This window comes from Bacillus sp. VA15 (genome assembly GCF_055721145.1).
Genome location: NZ_JBVQPQ010000001.1, coordinates 252,516 through 275,116, shown reverse-complemented (window position 1 = coordinate 275,116; position 22,601 = coordinate 252,516). Strand labels below are relative to the sequence as shown.

Here is a 22,601-nt window from a genome sequence, read left to right as displayed (position 1 = left end):
CCTTATGCACCTGAACCTAATATTTCAACCTTTTCTACAAAATCAAACTTCCTGAGCTTATTCATTAACGTATGAATGTCCTCTTCCATGGCAGACGTACTGATAGACAGTGTCACATTTGCTCTGCCCTGAAGCGGAATGGTCTGGTGAATGGAAAGAACGTTGCTTCCAGAATCCGCTACAGCCTGCAGGAGCTGAGATAACGCACCTGACCTATCCTCCAAATGAAAGAAAAGTGTGATAATTTGTTCTTTAACCATAGTGTAGAATGGAAAAACAGCATCTCTGTATTTATAAAACGCACTTCTGCTTAAATCGACCTTTTGAACGGCATCTGCCACTGAATCTGCTTTTTTTCGATCAAGCAGCTTTTTGACTTCCAATGTTTTTCTCATCGCATCGGGCAATACATCTTCACGGACAAGATAAAATGTCTCCTCTTTCATTTGCATCCCCCCTTTAAAATAGAGAGCCTGACATCCAGGCTCTCCTTTCTGCCATCATTAATCAATAAATTCAAATTCAAACTCCAGAAGCCTGATAATATCTCCATCCTTGGCACCGCGTTCTCTGAGTGCTTCATCAACACCCATTCCGCGCATTTGTCTTGCAAACCGTTTAACCGATTCATCACGTGAGAAATCAGTCATCTTGAATAACCGCTCAAGGCTATCTCCTGAAAGTACAAATACACCGTCTGGATCGCGAGTAATGTTAAATGGCACTTCTTCATTCTCGATCGTGTACATGACACGGTTTTGTGTAAGCTCTTCCTCGTCATACAGCGGGAATTCCGGTGTGTTCTCCAGCTGATTGGCGACTTCAAACAGAAGCTCACGTAGGCCTTCTCTTGTCACCGCACTGACCGGGAATACCGGGTAATCATCCGTCAGCTTTTCTTTAAAGGCTTCAAGATTTTCCGCAGCCTGCGGCATGTCCATTTTATTTGCAACGATAATTTGCGGACGTTCCGTGAGACGCAAGTTGTACTCGCTCAGCTCCTGGTTAATCGTCACATAATCCTCATACGGATCGCGGCCTTCTAAGCCGGACATGTCAATGACGTGAACGATAACCCGTGTCCGTTCGATATGGCGCAAAAACTGGTGGCCAAGTCCGACGCCTTGGTGTGCGCCTTCAATCAGTCCCGGTAAATCGGCCATAACAAAGCTGCGTCCGTCATCCGTTTCAACCATGCCGAGATTCGGGACAAGCGTTGTAAAGTGATAGTCCGCAATTTTCGGTTTTGCAGATGAGACAACAGACAGCAAAGTGGATTTTCCAACACTCGGGAATCCGACAAGCCCGACATCCGCAAGCACTTTTAATTCAAGAACAACGTAGCGTTCTTTTCCCGGCTCGCCGTTTTCTGAAAGCTGAGGCGCGGGATTAGCCGGCGTAGCAAAGCGGGAATTTCCTCTTCCGCCTCTTCCGCCCCTTGCAATGACAGCCTGCTGTCCGTGCTCTGTTAAATCAGCGATGACCTGCTTTGTATCATCGTCTGTCACAACGGTGCCTGGCGGAACTTTAATGACCATATCATCAGCATTTCGCCCGTGCTGGTTTTTGGACATGCCATGCTCGCCGCGAATCGCTTTAAAATGTTTTTTGTATCTAAAATCCATCAGGGTGCGGAGACCTTCATCCACTTCAAAAACGACGTCTCCTCCCTTTCCTCCGTCACCGCCGGCAGGGCCGCCTTTCGGCACATATTTTTCACGGCGAAACGCAACCATTCCGTTGCCGCCGTCGCCGCCTTTTACATATACTTTGACCTGATCTACAAACATAATGTCCTCCGTTCTAAACCGTTAAAAACTCCGCTAGTCCAACCCAATTTCAATCAGGCATTCGTGACTTGTGATTTCAAAACGCAAGATATCAACGTCCTCATATCCATTCTGCCGAATATCATCAAAAGCAGATGGATCGGCTAAGGCGCCGTGAAAATCAAGGTACAGAATCAGCTGTCTGTCAGGATGATCCGTTTGAAGCGAAACCGTTAAATGATTTTCGCTCTCTCTGCTGACTGCTTGATCAAACAGATAAAACAGCTTTCTCATCAGTTTCGCCAGCTTTTGATCATAGGCCGACAAATCCTTAATTTCTCCAAGAACTTCATATTCAAGCGTCATATAATGGGTTTTCCAATTAAACGTAAGAAAATCAAACGCCAAATGCGGTGTTTTCAGGTTTGAGAGCTTTGATTCGTGCTTTGCGTCTATAACCATTTCTTCAATCATTTCAAAGACGCGGTCATACTTCTGCAAGCTTAAGTTTCCTTTAATCAGCTGCAGCTTATTCATCCAATCATGCCGGGAATGGCCGAGCAGATGAATCAGTTCGTTTGTTAATGCCGTGTCGCTTATATTTTCTTCTTGATTTTTTGAAACATCCTTCATTTTCGCACTCCCAATCATTTAATTTCTTATTTAGGAGTCTGTATAAGTGTGTATTATGAATTATAACAGAGAAGGCTTTGTTAGAAAAACAATTGTTTTTCCCAGAAATATCATGTTCCTTTTTTTCTGACTAAGGTTGATTTGCAGCCAGGCAGAACATTTTATGTATTACTGCTTGGGGAACATATCCAGTGGGTTTGAGATGTTTATTCTCATTCTTGGCGGGGTCTGCTCGCACATACTCTGCATTTCATTCTTGGTGTTTACTCCGCATATTGCAAAAAAAACTCCAGTCATCATCGACCGGAGTTTTTTGAATCATTATTGAGCTACAGGATATACGCTCACTTTTTTGCGGTCACGACCGAAACGTTCGAATTTAACAGTTCCGTCGATTTTAGCAAATAGAGTGTCATCTCCGCCGCGGCCCACGTTTTCACCTGGGTAAATTTTTGTTCCGCGTTGACGGTAAAGGATAGAACCGCCTGTCACGAATTGACCGTCAGCACGTTTAGCACCTAAACGTTTAGCCTCAGAGTCACGTCCGTTCTTTGTAGAACCTACTCCTTTTTTAGAAGCGAAAAACTGAAGATCTAATCTAAGCATGTAGCTCACCTCCTATATTATGTTTGTGGTCACACGCAAGTTATCTTTGTAATCCCGTTCGATTGTCTCCAGCGAAACAATCATGCCTTCAATCAGCAGCTGAGCTTTTTGACGCGCCTCCGGATCAAGAGATTCAGGGAATTCAAAGTAAAAATAACCCCCGTCCTCCCCTATATCAAGAAGCGGCTCGAAGCCCGCGAGCACAATAACCGCGTTAACGGCTCCAAACACAACGGCTGTTACTCCGGCACAAACAAGATCTTGTCCATGTTCAGCAAAATTCGCATGGCCCGTCATTTCAAAAGACAATACGCCTTTATCATGAGACCTTCTGATTGTTGCCTGAATCATGCTTACGCGTTGATTTTTTCGATCGTCACTTTAGTGTAAGGCTGACGATGACCTTGTTTTTTATGAACGTTTTTCTTAGGTTTGTATCTGAAAACAGTGATTTTTTTCGCGCGGCCTTGTTTTTCAACTTTAGCCGTTACTGTTGCGCCTTCAACTGTAGGGTTGCCGACTTTCACGTTGTCTCCGCCAACAAACAAAACGTCTTCAAAAGTAACTGTTTCACCTGCTTCAGCAGCAAGTTTTTCGATGTAAACAGTTTGGCCTTCTTCAACTTTGATTTGTTTACCGCCTGTTTTAATGATTGCGTACATTCTCTGCACCTCCTATTAGACTAAGACTCGCCAGATACCAGGGGGCTGTAAAAGCTCTTAACACCTGTACTGAGCGGTTGTAGCAATGGTGCTACATCCATAACATTAAAAAATATACCAAAATACAAGGCGGTTGTCAATCAATTTTAGTAAGGCAACAGCAGTTCCTCCATGGAGGAATTCGTCCGCTTATCGGCAAAGTAAGCGTGGAGCACTTCATTCTCGTCAAGCTGGCTCAGCTTTTGGCCTGATTTCTCTATGATAATCGGGTGTTTACAGCCGCGTTTGAACTCGGCCATCACATGATAGACTTTATCCTCTGCCTTTACTGTCAGCGGCAGCAGTTTTTCAAGCTCGCGGTTTTTTCCGTAATACCTTTCAAGGAGAAATCTCACATGGATATAATGCCTTTGCCTGTATTCCTCAAACAAAGAAACAGCCAGAAAGACAAACAAAACCCATGCGCTGATTTGCAGAGGAATCACAAATAAAACCCAGCACCCGAGCAGCAGGCAGAAGCAGAGCGACGTTTTTAAATTGAGCCGGTGAGCCTTTTGAAAAGGCATCTGCTTGGAAAACAGCAAAAATAACAGTTTTCCGCCATCAAGCGGCCAGATCGGCAGCAGATTCACAAATAAAATAGAAAGATTATAAAAGGTGAAGAGTTCAAAGGTATGCTGATGAATCACTGAGAATTCTGCAAGCATCCAGGCAGCAAGCTGAAGCCAGATGTGCTGAAGAGGGCCGGCAATAATCACTGCAAACTCTTCCTTTAACGGCCGATTTCCGTGTTCTTCCACTTCCACCGTTCCGCCAAACGGCAGCAAAAATACACGCTTGATTCTCCAGGAAAAAAACACGGCCAGAGCAGCATGCCCCAGCTCATGGACCAGTACAATCAGGAGCAGACATAATAATGCTTTTATATGGCCTGTGAGCAGTCCCAGCGCCGCGATAATCCATAGAAAAGGATGTACATGAATCTTCAAGATAAGGTCAAGCCATTTATTCAAATGAAATCACCTGAATCGGATCAATAAATTTATCGCCGTCTTTCATGGCAAAATAATAGACCCCTTTATTATGATCATCAAGTTTAATTGAGCCGAGCTTTTTTCCTTTATCTACAAAATCATATAAAGCAACATCCACATCTTTGAGCTCGCCATAAATACTATAGGTATTGTCAGCATGCTGCACCTTAACTGTCAGTCCCGTCTGGCTGTCTTTGCTGACTTCAATTACATAGCCTTCTTTTATGCTATCAATTTTATCGCTGCTTGTTTCGACTTTAATCCCTTCCCCGTTGTCCTGAAAATCCTGCTGCACTTTCCCGGATGCAGGCGCGACCAGGTCTTGGCCCACTTCAACCTGCTGTTCTTTATTTTTATGTTCAGGAGCCAGAAAAGCGAGCGGATTGCCAAATTTCGTTTCAAACCAATGGCTTGCTGAGGCAAATTGAAATTCAGTTTCGAAAGTTTTGGCAACGGCGGGTTTAATCTGGCTGACGGGCCCAATGTTTGTTTTATAGGCTATGGCGGAAACAAGAACAAGACAGGCCGACAGAAGACATTTCAGGATAATTGAATCTGTTTTAACCAAAGGGTGTTTTCCGTTGAATGTTGAAATGTTATCTTCATAGACCGGTAGAGTTCCGTGCTTTTCCTGGTCCGTTACCATTACCCAAGACGGGGGTTTCTGCTTTTCAGAAACTGTCTGAGTAGAGAAACGTTTTGAGCCGGAAAGCTGTTTTCTTCTTTTCTCTAATCGTTTTCTGATTTCATCTGCTCTGTGACTCATTGCCATCATCCTTTGCATTCGTTGGGTTTGTACATCATATGTCTTGTCCATGGCAAATATTCGATTTAGTCAAGCACAAAGCAGACAAAAACAAAAAAACCTGACACAGCAATTGCTTTGTCAGATTCTTCTCTTCGATTCTATCACATTAAGATCTTACTCCGAAAAATGATTTAATCTTAGCCATCATTCCTTTGTTTTGCTCTTCAAGCAACTGTAAAGGAACCGATTCACCTAAGATGCGGCGGGCAATATTGCGATATGCAATGGAAGCGCGGTTTTTCGGGTCCATTGCAATCGGTTCGCCATGGTTGGAAGCTTTAATGACTTCATCATCATCAGCCACGATTCCGAGCAAATCGATCGACAAATGCTGTACGATTTCGTCGATATCCATCGTGTCACCGTTTTTCATCAGGTGATTTCTGATTCTGTTTACAACGAGCCGCGGCGGTTCAATATTTTCCTCTTGCTCCAGCAGCCCTATAATACGGTCAGCATCACGAACAGCTGAGATTTCAGGCGTTGTGACCACAATCGCTTTATCAGCTCCGGAAACGGCATTTTTGTATCCTTGCTCAATTCCGGCAGGACAGTCTATGATGACATAGTCAAATTCCTGTTTGAGCTCTTGGACCATATTTTTAATTTGTTCAGGAACAACGGCTGTCTTATCACTCGTTTGAGCAGCGGGCATTAAATAGAGCAGATCATCGAAACGTTTGTCTTTTACGAGCGCCTGATGCATTTTGCACCTTCCCTCTACAACGTCTACAAGATCGTAAATAATTCTATTTTCAAGACCCATTACAACATCAAGGTTGCGCAGTCCTATATCAGTATCTACTAAACATACTCGCTTCCCTAAAATGGCTAAGGCGGTACCGAGGTTCGCAGATGTTGTCGTTTTACCTACTCCGCCTTTTCCCGAAGTTATTACGATAGCCTCACCCAATTCACATTCCTCCCTCAAGCCTTGTTAGATCAGGTCTTAAATGAGCCAAATGTTGAAGGCGTTCAATGACCATATTTCCGTCTGTATCTAAATAAGCACATTCCATTTCGTTCCCTTTTTGAATGTGGTCTGGGGAGCGATTTAACACGTGATTGATTCTTAATTGTGTCGGCAGCATTTCAGAGGCGGCGATGACCGCTTGATTATTTCCGTTGAATCCGGCGTGCGCGATTCCTTTCAGTGAGCCCAGAACAAAAATGTTCCCTCCGGCCATGACTGTTCCGCCGGGATTCACGTCACCGATCAGGAGCAAGTCGCCTTTCACCTGCAGCACCTGGCCTGAACGGACAATTTTTGAAACAGAAATAATTTCAGCTTCCTCTTTCATACGCTGTGCTTCTTTTTTAGTAATGACTTCACTGTCAATAGAATGAACAAACAAATCTTTCTTTGACGCAATCAATTCGGTCAGCTGTTCCTCTTGCTCCTTATATAAAAAGCGATTTCCCAGCTTAACATGGACGCTGATTTTCTGGCCTTTTCCATCCGTATATTGTTCAATTGACAGCATATTCTGAAGACCATCGAGAAGCTCATCAAAAGAACACGCATCATCCAGATGCAATGTTAATCCATTCTTTGTTCCTTTTATTGTTACATATTGCTGCTTTTTGGTCTTCACAATATTCACCTCAACAACATACTCATTTCGTCAAAAAAAGATAAAATCCTTTTTACTCATCTCTCAATTCTTTCTTTAGACTCATAAAAAACAATCTAAATGGCAGAACCAGAATAAGAGCGGCTACAATATTTAATAAAATTGTCGGTATAAACCGGTCAAGCACAAACCCGTTAAACGTCATGATGTCTTTATGAATCAACGACTGAATGCCGAATACATAAAATTCGAGCACGCTGACAGCGAGAACTGCTATCAATATCACCACAAATGCGTTTGTATGAAGCACTTTAAACGCTTTTGAAGCCAAATAGCATAACCCGGCAAAACCAAACATATAAACGCCTAATAGACTTGTATAGTTCATATCATATAGAAGGCCAAAAATAAATCCGTAAATCATTGCGTGTTTTTGATTGATGAAAGCCGACATAAATATCAGTACAAGCATCAGAAAACGCGGGGCAAGCACCTGATCATCAGTAACGAACGGAAAATGCACCAGATCGGTAAAAATGCTTTCCGCAGAAAAAACAAGCATCATAACGAAAGGGAGAAGGAAACGTTTCACGATCCTTCCTCCTCTGTATCGACAGTCGGCACATCACGGTTAACAACGATCACATTATTTAAATCGGTAAGGTCAGCAGCAGGTTTTACATAAGCAACTTTCGTTAATCCGTAGGAATCTGACTCGATATCAGTCACTTCACCGATTGTCAGCCCTTCTGGGAAAACACCGCCTGTGCCTGATGTTTCAATAAGATCGCCTTTTTTCACGTCTTGTTTATCCTTGCGCTCAATAATGGTCATCTTAAGACGTTTTTTCTCTTTGTCATATCCTTCGATCAGGCCGTAGCCTTTGCTGCCTTTTTTTCCGGAAATTTTCGTCGCGACTCTGTTATTGCGGTCAGTATCACTTAAAAGCTGAACAGTAGACGTAAAATTGTTAAGACCGGAGCTTTTGATCTTGCCGATTAATGCGCCTTTTTCGTTTGTTACAGCCATATCTTTCGCTACGTTTTGCTGAGTCCCCTTATTAATGGTGACTTGTTTCGCCCAATTATCAGGACTTCTGGCAATGACTGTCGCTAAAATCGGCTTGTAATCTTTAATCGATTTGACATGGCCAAGCTCGTCACGCAAGGATTTGTTTTCTTCTTCAAGTTCTTGAAGCTTGGCTTCATATTGTGTCTGTCCGTCAAGCTTCTCTCTCAGACGCTCGTTTTCTTTGTATGTGTTTTTTAAATCATTAATGTTCTCAAATATCCCTGCAAAAAATTCGGCAGGCGTATGAAAAATATTTTGAAATACTCCCGTCGTATCGCCGATCACTTTCTCAGGCCAGGTGGTATTGCGGCCGCCCTTCAGCGAAAAACCAATCATAGCCACCAATATGATAATACACAGAAGTAATAGCATTAACCGTTTATTCGGCATTGTGTTACACCTCTTCTATTGAACTCCCGATTATCTAGTTTTCCCTTTGAAAAGATGGATGTGCTCCAGTGCTTTCCCTGTTCCGATCGCTACACAATCAAGCGGGTCTTCGGCGATAAGGACCGGCATTTTCGTTTCTTCACTGATGACTTTGTCCAAATTGCGAAGAAGCGCTCCGCCGCCGGTTAACACAATACCTCTGTCCATAATATCTGCTGCAAGCTCAGGCGGTGTTTTTTCAAGTGTGCTCTTCACTGCTTCGACAATTGTAGATACAGTGTCGCGCAATGCGTTAGAAATTTCTTTTCCTGTAATTTCGATTGTTTTCGGCAGACCTGTCAGTAAATCGCGTCCGCGGATTTCCATTTTATCGGAATCTTCAGGAGCTTCTGCAGATCCGATCTCCATTTTAATCGCTTCAGCCGTACGGTCACCGATCATCAGATTGTACGTTTTTCTGATGTAGTTGATAATCGCATCATCCATCTCATCACCGGCTACGCGGATCGATTGAGACGTTACAATGCCTCCGAGGGAAATAATCGCAACCTCTGTCGTACCGCCTCCGATATCGACAACCATGCTTCCAGTCGGTTCCCAAACTGGCAGATTGGCTCCGATTGCTGCGGCAAACGGCTCTTCAATCGGATAGGCGTCACGCGCTCCTGCCTGTCTTGTCGCATCAATGACAGCGCGTTCCTCAACAGCCGTAATGCCTGAAGGGACACAAACCATCACATATGGTTTTCTGGCAAACATGCCTTTATTTTTAATGGCCTGATTGATGTAATATTTCATCATCGTCGCCGTTGTTTCATAATCAGCGATAACGCCGTCTTTCATCGGGCGAAGTGCCACCACGTTGCCCGGTGTCCGTCCGATCATATTTTTCGCATCATTTCCGACAGCAACAATCGACTTCGTATCCGTTTGCAAAGCGACAACTGACGGCTCTCTCACAACAATTCCTTTTCCTTTTACAAAAACAAGCGTATTCGCAGTTCCAAGATCTATACCAAGGTCTCTTGCACCAATTCCAAACATATGTATGTATCTTCCTTTCTTAAAGCAAAAATACCCTAAAGGGAAAAACTCATAAACTCTATTATAGCTTAATTCGACGAAAAAAAAAGTGTTACAAATATCCTTTTTCCTTTAAACTCACAAATTTTTTGTCCCCGATCACCAAATGGTCAAGCAACTCAATGCCAATCAGATTTCCGCATTCAAACAGCCGTCTTGTCACTTCAATATCTTCCCTGCTCGGCGTCGGATCTCCAGAAGGATGATTATGAACACAGATAAAGGAAGCGGCAGATCGTTTAAACGCTTCTTTAAACACCTCTCGCGGATGGACAATAGATGAATTCAGACTTCCGATAAATACAGTGCGTTTATGGATGACTTGGTTTTTTGTATTTAAGTATAAACAGACAAAATGCTCCTGGGTTAAAAAGCGCATATCCTCCATGACAAGATTTGCGCCGTCTTCCGGGGAGCGAATGACGAAATGTTCTTCGTTGGCTAATTTATGAATACGGCTTCCAAGCTCTACTGCCGCCAGGATTTGGACCGCTTTTACCATACCGATTCCCCGGATGCTCGACAGCTCTTCAACCGATGCTTCTTTCAGCAATCGAAGTCCGTCAAAAGAGCGAAGCAACCGGTTTGACAGATCCATAACAGATTCGTGTTTAGTTCCTGTCCGCAATAATATAGCCAATAGTTCATGATTCGCTAAGTTCTCGGCTCCGACTTTCAGGAGCCGTTCTCTTGGCTTTTCTTTCGTTGGGAAATCTTTGAGTTTCAATGGCAGATCGTGTATGATCAAGCACTCCTTTTCTTTCCCTTCCCGTTTATAGAACCGTCATGCCTTTATATCAAAATGGCGAAGAACTCTCATCGTTTTTGATATAGGAAGGCCCATGACTGAATAATAATCTCCGTCTATTTTCTTTACAAAAAGCGCGCCTCTTCCTTGGATGCCGTATGCACCTGCTTTATCCATCGGCTCTTTTGTTTCTATATAAGTCCAAATCTCTTCTTCACTGAGGGGCCAAAACGTAACTTCTGTCTTATCATAAAAAGTCTCGCTGTGATTTTCGGCTTGTATGCTGACCGCGGTAATTACTGAATGACTTCGGCCTGAAAGCCTCCGCAGCATAGAAGCAGCTTCCTCTTGATCTTTCGGTTTGCCGAGGCATTCGCCGTCCAGGCATACCATTGTATCAGCGCCGATAACGATTGCATGCGGGTGGAGATCTGCTACAGCCTTAGCTTTTTGTTTTGCCAACCATTGGACGTTTTCTTCAGGTGAAAAGTTTCGATTTAATTTTTCCTCTACTTCACTGACAATAATGGAGTAGGGCAGCTGGAGAAGATCGAGGAGTTCTTTCCTGCGCGGAGATTGTGATGCAAGTATTAGCGGCTTAGTCATGTTCGTCATCCTTTCAGGGTTTGCTTAAGAAAAAAAGATACTCGTTTATCCTACCAAATCACGAAGCTTGTCACAATTTCAGAAAAATAACTTTTTCATGACAAAATAAAAAAAGCCTGTCACTAAAGGACGAAGGCTCAGGCACTTTCTCTTATTTAATGACGGCTAATAGCTGCTGCTGAGCCTTCCACCCGGCTTCAGCATTTAGGTCCTCTAATTCCTTTAATGCCTGCAAAATCGCTTTTTTCTCTCCTGCTTCTGATGTTTCACCAAGCGACTTTTCTATTTTCTCTACACTCGCTTTTGTAATGTCTTCGCCGAGAATCGCCTTTGCTGCAAGCTCCGCTGTTTCCTTGAAGGAATCTTTCATATCTGACTCTATTGATAAGGAAAGCTCCTTGCCTCCCCAAGCTTCAAAATCACTGTCGATTAAAAGCTGCCCTAACTGCTGTGACACGTCCTTATCACTGGCTAAGCCTGCGATGACGTACGTGTACCCGTCATCCTTTGACAGCGACACGGCGGAATAACCTTTTTCAGTCAGTTGTTCTGTTAACGTTTCGGCACCCTTTTCATTTGAGAATTTTCCGGCTTGTACAGCGTACGTTTTATATGTACCTTCAGTTTGTGCCGCCTGTTTTTCTGCGCCTGAGCTTTGTTTATCAGCAGAAGTATCTCCGGCTTTTGCCGTTTGGCTGCCCAGGGAATCATCTAAAGAGGCTGGTGCTGCCGCTTCTTTATTGCCCGAGATGTTCAACGCGAATAAGCCTAATCCGGTGCCTATGACAGCTGCAAAGGCAATCGTCGCCGCCACTCTTTTTACCGGTTTGGCCGCCCCGGCCTTTCCTTTTGCATACAGCTTTGTTTTTTTCTTTTGATAAGGCGGAACGACTTTTGGATCCTCTTTAAACACCTTGTCCTCTTCTGAATCCCAGTTAAATTCATCTTCATCGGGATGTTCATGGGAAGCTGCGACCTCCTGTTCTGCCTTTCTCTTTTCCTCCCAATTTGAAAATGTCATGTTTTTATCCGTCTCAGTCTCAGGCGTTTCTTGTTCGTAAACCGTCTCTTCTTTTCCATTAATCGTCACCTTGAGGGCTTTTTCTGCGGCTTTACTGTTTTTTTTATTCTTCCTTTTTTTCAATTCCGCTTCCTCCCTTCATTTGCTTGACCGTTCTTGTCGGCTTTTCATGCTACACACTTTAGCACAGGCGAAAAAAAAAAGAACAAGACTTTTGTCGTCTTGTCCAAAAAACGTTCGTCAAATTTTTCAGCGGTCAGCCCAATGCCATTTTCATATAAAAAGAAATAATAGAGTCACCGTATAAATAGGCTAAAATGCTCCCTGCCGCAATTGCGGGGGCAAAGGGAAGCGGCTGCCTTTTGGCGAGTCTTCCAGTCAGGACAGCTGCCGCTCCATACAATGCACCTATCAAAACAGAAAAGAAAAAGGCAGCTGCCAGCATTTTCACACCAAGCATAAAGCCAATCACCGCAAATAATTTAATATCTCCTCCCCCTATTCCTCCATGGGTGATTGCGGCAATTAAGGACAGGAAAAGAAATCCGGCGGCCGCACCTAACAGGCTGGCATACCAGGAATCAAGCGGAGAAATCAATCTTGCTGCCGCCAAAAAGGGAAGAAAGAAAATCAATATTCGATTTGGAATCAGCATAAAATGAATATCTGTCACTACAACAATGATGAGAAGAGAGATAAACACAACAGCAGGCAATAGTTCCGGAGATGAGCCAAAGCGTATTCCTGCGGCGGCAAATAAACACGCTGTCACAAGCTCTGCCGCGGGATACATAAAAGAAATTCTACGTCCGCAGCTTTTACATTTGCCCTTTTGGAAAAGGAATGACAGGATGGGAATTAATTCTGCCGCGGTTAATGTCCGCCGGCAAAACGAGCATGCCGAACGGGGCGTGATAATGGATATATGCAAGGGGATACGGCACCCGGCCGTATAATAAAATGAACCAAGGATTAGCCCGAGGAGAAAAAGAATGGGAAGCATAGACAACACACCTTTACAAGATACTGGTATGGATTGTAGCAGAGTGAGCGGGCTGAACTCTAATCGGGAATATTCAATTTTACACATAAAAACCCCGGCAGAATCTCATTTTCGATACTGCCAGGGCTGGACGCCTTTACTTCAACCTTTTGCGAATGTCAGAAATAAAATAGAGTGATCCGGTAATCAGCACAATTTCATTTGAGCCCTTTTTGCTTTCTATAAATTCGAGCACATCGCCCGGATCTTCACTCCAGCTTTTATTGCTGATTTCACTTGCATCATAGAGATCTTTTGCAAGAGAAGCACGCGGGAAATCAAAAGAAGCAAAATGAATCGCATGCGCTATGGTTTCCAGTCTCTTAATCATGTTTTGATACGGTTTGTCCTTTAATGCGCTAAACACCACAGAAATGCGGGAATCCGGGAAACGCTGTTTCATCGTTTCCGCCAAATTTTCAACACCTTCTTCGTTATGCGCACCGTCTAAGTATACCGGCGGATGTTCCTGAACAAGCTCTAACCGCCCCGGCCAAACAGCCTTTACAAGTCCGCTTCTTAACGCCTCATCACTGATACGGGCAATGTTCTCTCTATTAAGCCACTCAGCAGCCAAAATGGACAAAGCCGCATTTTTTCTTTGATGTGTGCCGATCAGAGATGTCCGAATATCTTCATAACACTTCTCAGCCGTTTTGAATGAAAACTGCTCTCCGGCAGGCAGAGCCTCTTCATTGAAAATAACACATGTATCATGTAATGACTGGAACGGCGCAGCATGTCGTTCAGCCTCATGACGAATAACCTGTAAGGCTTCCGGCTGAGTAACAGCTGTAACAATTGGAATACCTTCTTTAATAATTCCGGCCTTTTCCCCAGCAATTTCTTCAATGGTGTTTCCCAAAATGTTCATATGGTCGTGTCCGATGCTTGTGATTACAGTTAAAAGCGGTTCAACTACATTCGTAGAGTCGAATCTCCCGCCCAGACCTGTTTCAAAAATAACAAAGTCGACCTTATGAAACTCTGCAAAATATAAAAATGCACACGCCGTCATAATTTCAAATTCTGTCGGCTGTCCGTATTCCGTTTGATCAAGCGCTTCAACGTGCGGTTTCATCTGATTGACGAGTGCTGTCCATTCCTCATCTGAAATCGGTGTCCCGTTTACGCTGATCCGTTCATTAAACGTAATGATATAAGGTGAGGTAAACGTTCCTACCGTATATCCGGCTTCTTGCAGCATAGAACGGATAAAAGCCACAGTTGATCCTTTACCGTTTGTTCCTGCGACGTGGAACGCGCGGATTTTCTTTTCAGGATGCCCTAACCGCGCCATCAGCTGCTCCATTCGGCCGAGTCCGGGCTTCACTCCGAATTTCAGCCGCCCATGAATCCAGCTGCGCGCTTCTTCATATGCAGTAAACAATGATAATCCCCTCTTTTATAAGACAAGGCGGTTTCTCTAGAAACCGCCCCGGCTTTTCATTAGCCCTTCAGCTCAGCCATTCGTTTTTGAACAGCGTCACGCTTTGCCACATAATCTTTTTCTTTTTCACGTTCTTCATCAATTACGTGCGCAGGCGCTTTTTTCATAAATCCTTCATTTCCAAGTTTCTTTTGGACGCGCTCGACTTCTTTCGTCAGCTTATCGAATTCTTTTTGCAGACGGGCAATTTCTTCATCAATATTAATTAAGCCTTCAAGCGGAAGAATAACCTCCGCTCCTGAGACAACGGCCGTCATCGCTTTATCAACAGCCTCGATATCCGTGCCAATTTTTAGCACGCTCGGATTCGTAAAGCGTTCAACATATGAACGGTTCGCTTCGAGACGGGCTGCTATTTCGTCTGTGCTTGTTTTAATATACAGTTCAACCTGCTTGCTCATTGGCGTATTGACTTCACTGCGGATATTACGCACAGAACGGATCAGCTCAACAAGAAGTTTCATGTCAGCTGCCGCTTCAGTATCAGTATGCTCCGGTACGACAACAGGCCATTGACTTACTGTAATCGACTCCCCTTGATGAGGAAGGTGCTGCCAAATTTCCTCCGTTAAGAATGGCATAAACGGATGGAGCAGGCGCATCGTTTGATCCAGTACGTAAGCAAGGATGGAACGGGTTGTTTTCTTAGCCGCTTCGTCTTCTCCGTAAAGCGGAAGCTTCGCCATTTCAATATACCAATCACAGAAATCGTCCCAAATAAAGTTATATAAATGGCGTCCGACTTCACCAAATTCATATCGATCAGCAAGCTGAGTCACATGCTCAATCGTTTCATTTAATCGCGTTAAAATCCACTTATCAGCTACTGATTTTTCGCCTGACAGATCAAGCTCACCGTATGTCATGCCGTCCATGTTCATTAATGCAAAACGGGAGGCATTCCAAATTTTATTGGCAAAATTCCAAGTCGATTCCACTTTTTCATAGCTGAAGCGCAGATCTTGGCCAGGAGAGCTTCCAGTCGCAAGGAAATAACGCAGAGAATCGGCTCCGTACTTGTCAATGACATCCATCGGATCGACACCGTTGCCAAGAGATTTACTCATTTTCCGGCCTTGCTCATCACGGATTAAGCCATGGATTAAAACATCTTTGAACGGGCGCTCGCCTGTAAATTCAATGCCTTGGAAAATCATACGTGACACCCAGAAGAAAATGATGTCGTACCCTGTCACGAGAACGTCTGTCGGATAGTAGCGTTTAAAGTCTTCAGCCGTTACATCAGGCCAGCCCATAGTGGAGAAAGGCCAGAGCGCAGAGCTGAACCATGTATCCAGTACGTCTGTATCCTGTTCCCAATTTTCGCTGTCCTCAGGCGCTTCAAGCCCGACATATAGCTCACCTGTTTCTTTATGATACCAAGCAGGAATGCGGTGGCCCCACCACAACTGACGGGAAATACACCAGTCGCGGATGTTTTCCATCCAGTGTAAATACGTTTTTTCGAAACGGTCAGGCACAAAGTTGACTTTTTCTTCTTTCTTTTGCAACTCAATCGCTTCATCAGCAAGCGGCTGCATGCGCACAAACCATTGGGTAGAAAGATAAGGCTCAACTACAGCCCCGCTTCGTTCACTATGGCCGACAGAATGCATATGATCCTCAATTTTGAAGAGGACTCCCGCCTCCTGTAAATCTTTTACGAGCTTTTTGCGGCATTCAAAACGATCCATACCTTGGTAATGCAGGGCATTTTCATTCATTGTTCCGTCTTCATTCATCACAAGAATGCGTTCTAAATTGTGGCGGTTGCCAAGCTCGAAGTCGTTCGGATCATGGGCAGGCGTAATTTTCACCGCACCTGAACCAAATTCCATATCAACGTAGTCATCACCGACAATCGGAATTTCACGATTTACAATCGGCAGGATCACCGTTTTTCCGATAAGATGTTTATAGCGCTCATCTTCAGGATGAACGGCAACAGCTGTATCACCGAGCATCGTTTCAGGACGTGTCGTTGCAATTTCAATTGAACCTGAACCGTCAGCGAGCGGATAGCTCATATGATAGAACGCACCTTGAACATCCTTGTAAATGACCTCAATGTCGGATAGAGCTGTTTTTGTCGCAGGGTCCCAGTTAATAATATATTCGCCTCTGTAGATCAGGCCCTTTTCATAAAGCTTAACGAATACTTCGCGAACCGCTTTGCTTAAGCCTTCATCCAGCGTAAAACGTTCACGGGAATAATCAAGGCCAAGGCCTAATTTCGCCCACTGGCTGCGAATAAAGTCAGCATACTCTTCCTTCCACTTCCACGTTTCTTCGAGGAATTTCTCGCGGCCAAGATCATATCGGGATTTGCCCTCTTCACGAAGTTTCGCTTCCACTTTAGCCTGTGTCGCAATGCCGGCGTGGTCCATACCCGGAAGCCACAGTACATCATAACCCTGCATGCGTTTCATTCTTGTTACAATGTCTTGCAGCGTTGTGTCCCACGCGTGGCCAAGGTGAAGTCTTCCTGTTACGTTTGGCGGCGGAATGACTACAGAATATGGCTCTTTTGTCTGGTCACTGCCCGCTTCAAAAAATTTACCTTTTAGCCAAAAATCATATCGGTCTTTTTCAACCGCTGCCGGATCGTATTTCGTCGGCATTGTTTGTTCATTCGTTTCCATCATAACCCTCCAGCATGTTTAAAAATGGCTGAGAACGAAAAAAGAGCTTTTCATCCCTGTAAAAGGACGAAAAGCTCTTTCGCGGTACCACCTTTTTTCATGAACTTTATCAGTTCATGCACTTACAACGGATAACGGGTGTTTCCCGAATTTCTCTACTCTTCTTTCAAGAAATTATGCTCCCGGGCGACCTTCCAATCAGACAACATAAGAAGCCTTTCAGCAAACGGCTTCTCTCTCTGCATGCGCCTTTTTTGTACTCTTCCCGTTCTAAGCAGGTGTATTTATCAGCTCATTATATACATTATTTATGTTCTTTATTATAGTAAAAGTGTTTTTGATTCGTCAATCATCTTTTCCAAAAACACCGCTTTCTATACAAATGGGCAGGCACCTATTGCCCAAGTTTACATATAATGCTTGTAAATGCGTAGAGGAGGATGCACCTTGAAGAAACGATTCAGCTCTTATTCCCTGCCGCCGTGGGTCAGGCAAATTCGGCTTGTATCCGCGCAAGTGATTATCCCCATTACAATTTTTCAAGGGATCAGAACCATTTTCTTTCCGACAACCTTTGATGTTTTGCTGCTCGCAATCCTGATCTTGTTAGCTTGCGCCCTTCATTTAGACTGGATATAAACAAACAAGTCCGCGCCATTAAGACGTGGACTCGTTTTCAGCCTGAAATTTTTTCTCTTGTTCAATCTGATGAACTTTCATCACAAACGGCTCTATATTTTTCATTTGCCAATAAGCCTTTAATAATTGCGTACATTCATTTTTTTCATGCTGTCTTTTCCCGGTTTGATAACGGTTCAGCACCTTGTACATGGCTGCCGGAAATGCCATATAGCTGAGAAAAAGACTGACTTCCGCTTCACGCAAAGGGAATGATTTCGTGTATGCATAAAACCATTCGACGCATTCCGGACAAGCTTTCGGAAAGCCTCTGAACATTTTTGTATAAAAGCCGAGTAAGTCGTTTTGCGGCGGGCCGACAGACGCTCTTTCGAAGTTTGTGAAATACCCGGTCCCTGTATCATTATACAGAAAATGGTGTATAGACAGGTTGCCGTGGTTCATCACAACCCTTGAGTCACCCTTCTCTTTTGCCGACTCATACCAGTCCTCCAACCGCTCCAGCGCAAAATTCACCGCCGAAATGGTTTCTGAAAAATAGGTTACGGCCTGAAGTTCAAAAGGGGAAAGGTACCATTCCTTTTCCGCTCTGTCTACAAACTGTTCATAATAAATTTTATCATGTTCCCACTTTTTTTTCGTTTGTCCGTAATAACGTTCAATATCATCACGTCTGATCTTTATTTCCTGCGCGGTTCTCTCGTGAAGGCGGGCTGTTTCTCTAAATAAATAAGCATGTTTCTGATCCCGTTCTTCCTCCTGGTCAAATTGAAGCCACGGCATTAAATAATAGGAATCTCCGGATTGTATACCTTCTGATAAAAACTCACCGCTATTTGTTCTGTAAACAGGAACAAATGAACGAAAACCTTTTTCCTCAATCGCCACCATATGATCTGTAAATTGTTTGCTGCGAACCGATTTCAATTTTTTCAGGGCAAATACGCCGTAGTCTGTATACACTTTCCACACAAGAGGACTGACAGGCTCAATAAATTGAGCAGTCAGTCCGTATTTCTGAAGAACCGATTGGGTATCTTCCATTCCATTCACCACATTTTCCGATCGCTTACGGCTTACGCATGGCTGTTGTTATATTGAGGAATATAGAGGATCTGTCCTGCTTTCAATTCATCGTCCAAGGCTAAAGAATTCATCCTGATCAGCTGCTGGGATGTGATTTCATACCGTTCGCATAAGCGTTCGATCGTATCTTCCTGCTGAACAATGCATATTTTCATTCTCGAAAACTCATCCTCTTCTTTCGTAAAGAGTTTTGTTAAATAAAGAGAATTATCACTTTCCTTCGTTTCAGCAGCAGGAGCAACCCTAGGAACAGCATTCGCTTCCTTCCTTTCAGTCTCTGAGGTATCAGTCAGCTGGAAGGATTGAAGAGCTGTTTCTTCCTCAGGCTTTTCAGCCGGTGGTATTTTTCTCACTTCAATTTCAAAGCTTTCTTCCTCTTGTTCTTTCTCTTCCAGCAGCTTAGGCGCTGAATAAAAAGAATCCTCCTCTTCATGTTCGGGTAGGAAGGTGCGGTATGCCGGTGCAGACTCTTCTTGAGGTGCCTCCTCCGAGCTTGCTTTTTGCTTGAAATGAAGCTGTAAAGCGGTTTCGTCATTCTCCACATATGGAGCTGAGGCTGATTTCTTCTCTCTGCTTTCTTCTATGGAGAGAACGGGCTGAGATTCACTTTCAAGAGCCTCTTCCGCTTCTTGACCAAGCGCGGGCTCAGCATGTTCTGGTTGTGCCGCTTCTTTCTCTTCTTGACGAAGTGCGGGCTCAGCATGTTCCGGTTGTGCTGCTTCTTTCGCTTCTTGACGAAGCGCAGGCTCAGCGTGTTCCGGTTGTGCTGCTTCTTTCTCTCCTTGACGGAATGTAGGCTCAGCGTGTTCCGGTTGTGCTGCTTCTTTCTCTTCTTGACGGAATGTAGGCTCAGTGTGTTCCGGTTGTGCTGTTTCTTTCGCTTCTTGACGAAGCGCAGGCTCAGCGTGTTCCGGTTGTGCTGTTTCTTTCGCTTCTTGACGGAATGCAGGCTCAGCGTGTTCCGGTTGTGCTGCTTCTTTCGCTTCTTGACGGAATGCAGGCTCAGCGTGTTCCGGTTGTGCTGCTTCTTTCTCTTCTTGACGGAATGCAGGCTCAGCGTGTTCCGGTTGTGCCACTTCTTCCTCTTCTTGACGAAGTGCAGGATCAGCGTGTTCCGGTTGTGCCGCTTCTTTCTCTTCTTGACGAAGTGCAGGATCAGCGTGTTCCGGTTGTGCCACTTCTTTCTCTTCTTGACGAAGTGCAGGATCAGCGTGTTCCGGTTGTGCCACTTCTTTCTCTTCTTGACGAAGTGCAGGCTCAGCGTGCTCCGGTTGTGCCGTTTCTTCATTTTGAGCCTCTTGGCGCAACGCATATTCAAGAATAGGAGACACTGGAGTTTCTGCTTTTTCCTCTGCAATCACAGTCTCTGCATGTAGTTCAGCTTCCAAAGCAGGCGATTTTTCCGCTCCAGAATCTTCACGAAGATCTGCCTCCGCTGGGGGGGCTGCTTCTTCACGAACATCTGCTATTGCAGCTGCTGGCTCAGGCGTTTCATTTTCTGTTTTTACGATCTCTTGAATCTCTATTTCTGAAGCATCGGGTTCTTCTGTTCCCGATGCTTCACGACTCTCTGCTTCCGGCTCCACAAGCTCTAACGGCTCGGCACCTTCTCGCGCCTCTGGTTCTGAAGCAACCGATTCCGGCGGCGCAGATTCTGCTTTTTCTGTTTCCAGTTCTTCACGGAGCCCCGCTTTCGAGACAAAAAGTTCTGGCGGTTCGGCTGGCGTTTCATCCTGCAGAACTGCTTCCGTTGCCGAAGGTGAACCCGTTTCTACTGCACTTTGTATCGGCGGCTCTGAAATCTCTTCCTCTCTGAATGCCGCTGGAGCCTCATATAGAGGAATCTCCGGCTCTTTGTCTGCCGTATCATCCAAAAGCCCTTCGATCGCTAAATCAGCTTGAATCGTTAAAATGCGAGAATCCGTTAATTGATAGTCAAATGCGTCAATAAAGACGAAGACATCCTGTAAATGGCTCACTTTATTTTTCGGAATGGTAATATCCACAGGAAAACAGTGAGTCAGTTCTGCGCTTCCATCCTCTCTCTTTCTGACTTCTTCAACAAACCGCTTATCGGTATAAAACTCTTCGGTATGTTTGTTTTGATCTATGTTGTACTCACCTGTAAGTTCAAGCGATCCTCTGATTGATACATAATCATTTACTTCCTGAACCCTAATGTCAGGATCTAATGAAATAGAAAGCAGTTCAGAAACTTCCTGTCCTTTTTGGAAACAGATCGATTCTTCTACAGAAAATTGCAATCGATGATTTTGCGGCAAGTTCATATCCTCCTTTCATCTAATCCTTAAAATTAGATGTCACTAAAGGTGTATGTATGAACTGGGGAAAATATGAGTTGACGAACACAGAAAAAAACCGGTACAAGGATGTCCTTGATACCGGTTTTTGCTCTTATCCGCGGCTGATCTCAGCAAATACTTTCTCAGCTGCCTGGATTGTTTTTTCAATATCTTCCTCAGTATGGGCCGTTGAAAGAAAAAGGCCTTCGAATTGTGATGGCGGAAGGAATACACCTTCATTTGCCATGCCTTTATAGTAGTTAGCAAACAGCTTCAAATCAGATGCTTTGGCTGTTTCATAATTGATGACAGGTTCGTTTGTAAAGAAGAAGCCGATCATTGAACCTGCGCGGTTAAAGGTATGCGGAATGCCGTGAGCCTCGGCGGCTTTTGAAATGCCTTCTTCCAGCCTGTCGCCTTTTTTGATGAAATTCTTATAGGATTCAGGTGTCAGCTGCTTCAATGTTTCTAAGCCAGCCGTCATCGCAAGCGGGTTGCCTGACAATGTGCCGGCCTGATAAATCGGACCGCTCGGAGCGATCTGCTCCATGATTTCAGCCTTGCCGCCATAAGCACCGACAGGAAGCCCGCCCCCGATCACTTTTCCTAAACAAGTCAGATCAGGCGTTACCCCGAAGTATCCTTGAGCACAATTATAATCGACGCGGAAGCCTGTCATTACTTCATCAAAAATCAGCAGGGAACCGTATTGCTCAGTGATATCACGCAGCCCTTGCAGGAAGCCTTCTTGCGGCGGAACAACTCCCATATTTCCGGCAACCGGCTCTACAATAACTCCCGCAATGTCTTCACCGAATTGCTGGAAAGCAAGCTTTACACTTTCTAAATCATTGTACGGAACGGTGATGGTGTTTTTCGCAATGCCTTCAGGCACACCAGGGCTGTCAGGCAGACCGAGAGTGGCCACTCCTGAACCCGCTTTAATCAAGAGGGAATCGCCATGCCCGTGGTAGCAGCCCTCAAATTTTAAAATCTTGTTGCGGCCTGTATAGCCTCTTGCCAAACGGAGGGCACTCATAGTAGCCTCTGTTCCGGAGCTGACCATTCGTACAATTTCTACAGATGGCACACGATCAATGACGAGTTTTGCCAGTTCATTTTCCACTTCAGTAGGGGCACCGAAGCTTGTCCCGTATTCTGCCACTTTTTTGAGGCTCTCTACGACGCGGTCATTTGTATGCCCTAAAATTAAAGGCCCCCATGACAAGACGTAGTCAATATATTCATTTCCGTCAATATCATAGATTTTTGAGCCTTTTCCGCGCTCCATAAAAATCGGGTCCATGTCTACCGATTTAAATGCGCGAACGGGACTGTTCACACCGCCCGGCATGAGTTTTTGCGCTTCCTTAAAAGCCGCTTTTGATTTTTCATAGCTTCTCATCTGCCTCAACTCCTGTCAACTGAATAAAA

The 22,601-nt window shown here is 44.5% G+C and carries 23 protein-coding genes, 1 pseudogene and 2 other annotated features; of the genes and pseudogenes, 2 read left to right on the top strand and 22 right to left on the bottom strand.

Translation table 11 applies throughout. The features are described from left to right. Nucleotides 1-2: 2 nt before the first annotated feature. The 3 genes from thrR to spo0B are packed head-to-tail and all read right to left on the bottom strand — an operon-like array spanning nucleotide 3 to nucleotide 2,402. On the bottom strand, nucleotides 3-446 hold the full coding sequence (gene thrR, locus AC0DBE_RS01340; RefSeq protein WP_003222630.1) for a transcriptional regulator ThrR: 444 nt from the start codon (nucleotides 444-446) through the stop codon (nucleotides 3-5). Between the two features lie 57 nt (nucleotides 447-503). Beyond that, the gene (gene obgE, locus AC0DBE_RS01335; RefSeq protein WP_014114646.1) at nucleotides 504-1,790 is read right to left on the bottom strand and encodes a GTPase ObgE; all 1,287 of its coding nucleotides are present in this window, start codon (nucleotides 1,788-1,790) and stop codon (nucleotides 504-506) included. Between the two features lie 33 nt (nucleotides 1,791-1,823). Beyond that, nucleotides 1,824-2,402, bottom strand: coding sequence for a sporulation initiation phosphotransferase Sop0B (gene spo0B, locus AC0DBE_RS01330; protein ID WP_072183417.1), 579 nt, complete (start codon nucleotides 2,400-2,402; stop codon nucleotides 1,824-1,826). 77 nt (nucleotides 2,403-2,479) lie between these two features. Here spo0B and AC0DBE_RS01325 point away from each other — a divergent pair. Further along, nucleotides 2,480-2,603: pseudogene (locus tag AC0DBE_RS01325) on the top strand (hypothetical protein). A gap of 120 nt (nucleotides 2,604-2,723) precedes the next feature. Here the strand turns inward: AC0DBE_RS01325 and rpmA are convergent. The 16 genes from rpmA to valS all read right to left on the bottom strand — a co-directional run bounded on the left by rpmA (nucleotide 2,724) and on the right by valS (nucleotide 17,139). Next, a complete protein-coding gene (gene rpmA / locus AC0DBE_RS01320) occupies nucleotides 2,724-3,008 on the bottom strand; it encodes a 50S ribosomal protein L27 (protein ID WP_003222623.1) in 285 nt (94 codons plus the stop codon). A gap of 12 nt (nucleotides 3,009-3,020) precedes the next feature. After that, nucleotides 3,021-3,359 carry a ribosomal-processing cysteine protease Prp gene (locus AC0DBE_RS01315; protein WP_061186689.1) on the bottom strand — a complete coding sequence of 113 codons (339 nt, stop codon included), beginning with the start codon at nucleotides 3,357-3,359 and terminating at the stop codon, nucleotides 3,021-3,023. Nucleotides 3,360-3,361: 2 nt separating this feature from the next. Beyond that, nucleotides 3,362-3,670, bottom strand: coding sequence for a 50S ribosomal protein L21 (gene rplU / locus AC0DBE_RS01310; RefSeq protein WP_003229668.1), 309 nt, complete (start codon nucleotides 3,668-3,670; stop codon nucleotides 3,362-3,364). A gap of 13 nt (nucleotides 3,671-3,683) precedes the next feature. Then, nucleotides 3,684-3,759, bottom strand: a sequence feature (ribosomal protein L21 leader region). Nucleotides 3,760-3,816: 57 nt separating this feature from the next. Beyond that, nucleotides 3,817-4,683: a stage IV sporulation intramembrane metalloprotease SpoIVFB gene (spoIVFB, locus tag AC0DBE_RS01305; protein ID WP_087986770.1), complete on the bottom strand. Its 867-nt coding sequence runs from the start codon at nucleotides 4,681-4,683 to the stop codon at nucleotides 3,817-3,819. Beyond that, a complete protein-coding gene (gene spoIVFA / locus AC0DBE_RS01300) occupies nucleotides 4,676-5,470 on the bottom strand; it encodes a stage IV sporulation protein SpoIVFA (RefSeq protein WP_014114652.1) in 795 nt (264 codons plus the stop codon). Before spoIVFA ends, spoIVFB begins: the two co-directional genes overlap by 8 nt. A 148-nt stretch (nucleotides 5,471-5,618) precedes the next feature. Then, nucleotides 5,619-6,425: a septum site-determining protein MinD gene (minD, locus tag AC0DBE_RS01295; protein ID WP_014114654.1), complete on the bottom strand. Its 807-nt coding sequence runs from the start codon at nucleotides 6,423-6,425 to the stop codon at nucleotides 5,619-5,621. A gap of 1 nt (nucleotide 6,426) precedes the next feature. Continuing rightward, a complete protein-coding gene (gene minC, locus AC0DBE_RS01290; RefSeq protein WP_003222613.1) occupies nucleotides 6,427-7,107 on the bottom strand; it encodes a septum site-determining protein MinC in 681 nt (226 codons plus the stop codon). Nucleotides 7,108-7,159: 52 nt separating this feature from the next. Then, nucleotides 7,160-7,678, bottom strand: a complete 519-nt coding sequence (gene mreD, locus AC0DBE_RS01285; RefSeq protein WP_014114655.1) for a rod shape-determining protein MreD — start codon at nucleotides 7,676-7,678, stop codon at nucleotides 7,160-7,162. Next, nucleotides 7,675-8,547, bottom strand: a complete 873-nt coding sequence (gene mreC / locus AC0DBE_RS01280) for a rod shape-determining protein MreC (protein ID WP_003222609.1) — start codon at nucleotides 8,545-8,547, stop codon at nucleotides 7,675-7,677. Before mreC ends, mreD begins: the two co-directional genes overlap by 4 nt. Nucleotides 8,548-8,577: 30 nt before the next feature. Then, nucleotides 8,578-9,591: a cell shape-determining protein MreB gene (gene mreB / locus AC0DBE_RS01275; RefSeq protein WP_014114656.1), complete on the bottom strand. Its 1,014-nt coding sequence runs from the start codon at nucleotides 9,589-9,591 to the stop codon at nucleotides 8,578-8,580. Between the two features lie 91 nt (nucleotides 9,592-9,682). Beyond that, nucleotides 9,683-10,378, bottom strand: coding sequence for a RadC family protein (gene radC / locus AC0DBE_RS01270; protein ID WP_041521028.1), 696 nt, complete (start codon nucleotides 10,376-10,378; stop codon nucleotides 9,683-9,685). 36 nt (nucleotides 10,379-10,414) lie between these two features. Then, complete coding sequence (locus AC0DBE_RS01265; protein WP_014114658.1) at nucleotides 10,415-10,984, bottom strand: Maf family nucleotide pyrophosphatase; 570 nt, start codon at nucleotides 10,982-10,984, stop codon at nucleotides 10,415-10,417. Nucleotides 10,985-11,135: 151 nt separating this feature from the next. Further along, nucleotides 11,136-12,128, bottom strand: coding sequence for an SPOR domain-containing protein (locus AC0DBE_RS01260; protein WP_090558176.1), 993 nt, complete (start codon nucleotides 12,126-12,128; stop codon nucleotides 11,136-11,138). A gap of 133 nt (nucleotides 12,129-12,261) precedes the next feature. Continuing rightward, nucleotides 12,262-13,008: a prepilin peptidase gene (locus AC0DBE_RS01255; protein ID WP_061186692.1), complete on the bottom strand. Its 747-nt coding sequence runs from the start codon at nucleotides 13,006-13,008 to the stop codon at nucleotides 12,262-12,264. Nucleotides 13,009-13,144: 136 nt separating this feature from the next. Then, nucleotides 13,145-14,437 carry a bifunctional folylpolyglutamate synthase/dihydrofolate synthase gene (locus AC0DBE_RS01250; protein ID WP_472960787.1) on the bottom strand — a complete coding sequence of 431 codons (1,293 nt, stop codon included), beginning with the start codon at nucleotides 14,435-14,437 and terminating at the stop codon, nucleotides 13,145-13,147. 59 nt (nucleotides 14,438-14,496) lie between these two features. Then, nucleotides 14,497-17,139 (bottom strand): valine--tRNA ligase, encoded by a 2,643-nt coding sequence (valS, locus tag AC0DBE_RS01245; protein ID WP_326201715.1) that lies wholly within the window; start codon nucleotides 17,137-17,139, stop codon nucleotides 14,497-14,499. 59 nt (nucleotides 17,140-17,198) lie between these two features. Beyond that, nucleotides 17,199-17,421: a binding site (T-box leader), on the bottom strand. Between the two features lie 165 nt (nucleotides 17,422-17,586). Here valS and AC0DBE_RS01240 point away from each other — a divergent pair. After that, complete coding sequence (locus tag AC0DBE_RS01240) at nucleotides 17,587-17,778, top strand: hypothetical protein (RefSeq protein WP_010330262.1); 192 nt, start codon at nucleotides 17,587-17,589, stop codon at nucleotides 17,776-17,778. Nucleotides 17,779-17,796: 18 nt separating this feature from the next. Here the strand turns inward: AC0DBE_RS01240 and cotN are convergent, their stop codons facing one another. The 3 genes from cotN to hemL all read right to left on the bottom strand — a co-directional run bounded on the left by cotN (nucleotide 17,797) and on the right by hemL (nucleotide 22,572). Beyond that, nucleotides 17,797-18,822 (bottom strand): spore coat protein CotN, encoded by a 1,026-nt coding sequence (gene cotN, locus AC0DBE_RS01235; protein WP_061186695.1) that lies wholly within the window; start codon nucleotides 18,820-18,822, stop codon nucleotides 17,797-17,799. Between the two features lie 32 nt (nucleotides 18,823-18,854). Continuing rightward, complete coding sequence (locus AC0DBE_RS01230) at nucleotides 18,855-21,146, bottom strand: LysM peptidoglycan-binding domain-containing protein (protein WP_472960784.1); 2,292 nt, start codon at nucleotides 21,144-21,146, stop codon at nucleotides 18,855-18,857. Between the two features lie 133 nt (nucleotides 21,147-21,279). After that, the gene (hemL, locus tag AC0DBE_RS01225; RefSeq protein ID WP_014114667.1) at nucleotides 21,280-22,572 is read right to left on the bottom strand and encodes a glutamate-1-semialdehyde 2,1-aminomutase; all 1,293 of its coding nucleotides are present in this window, start codon (nucleotides 22,570-22,572) and stop codon (nucleotides 21,280-21,282) included. Between the last annotated feature and the right edge of the window lie 29 nt (nucleotides 22,573-22,601).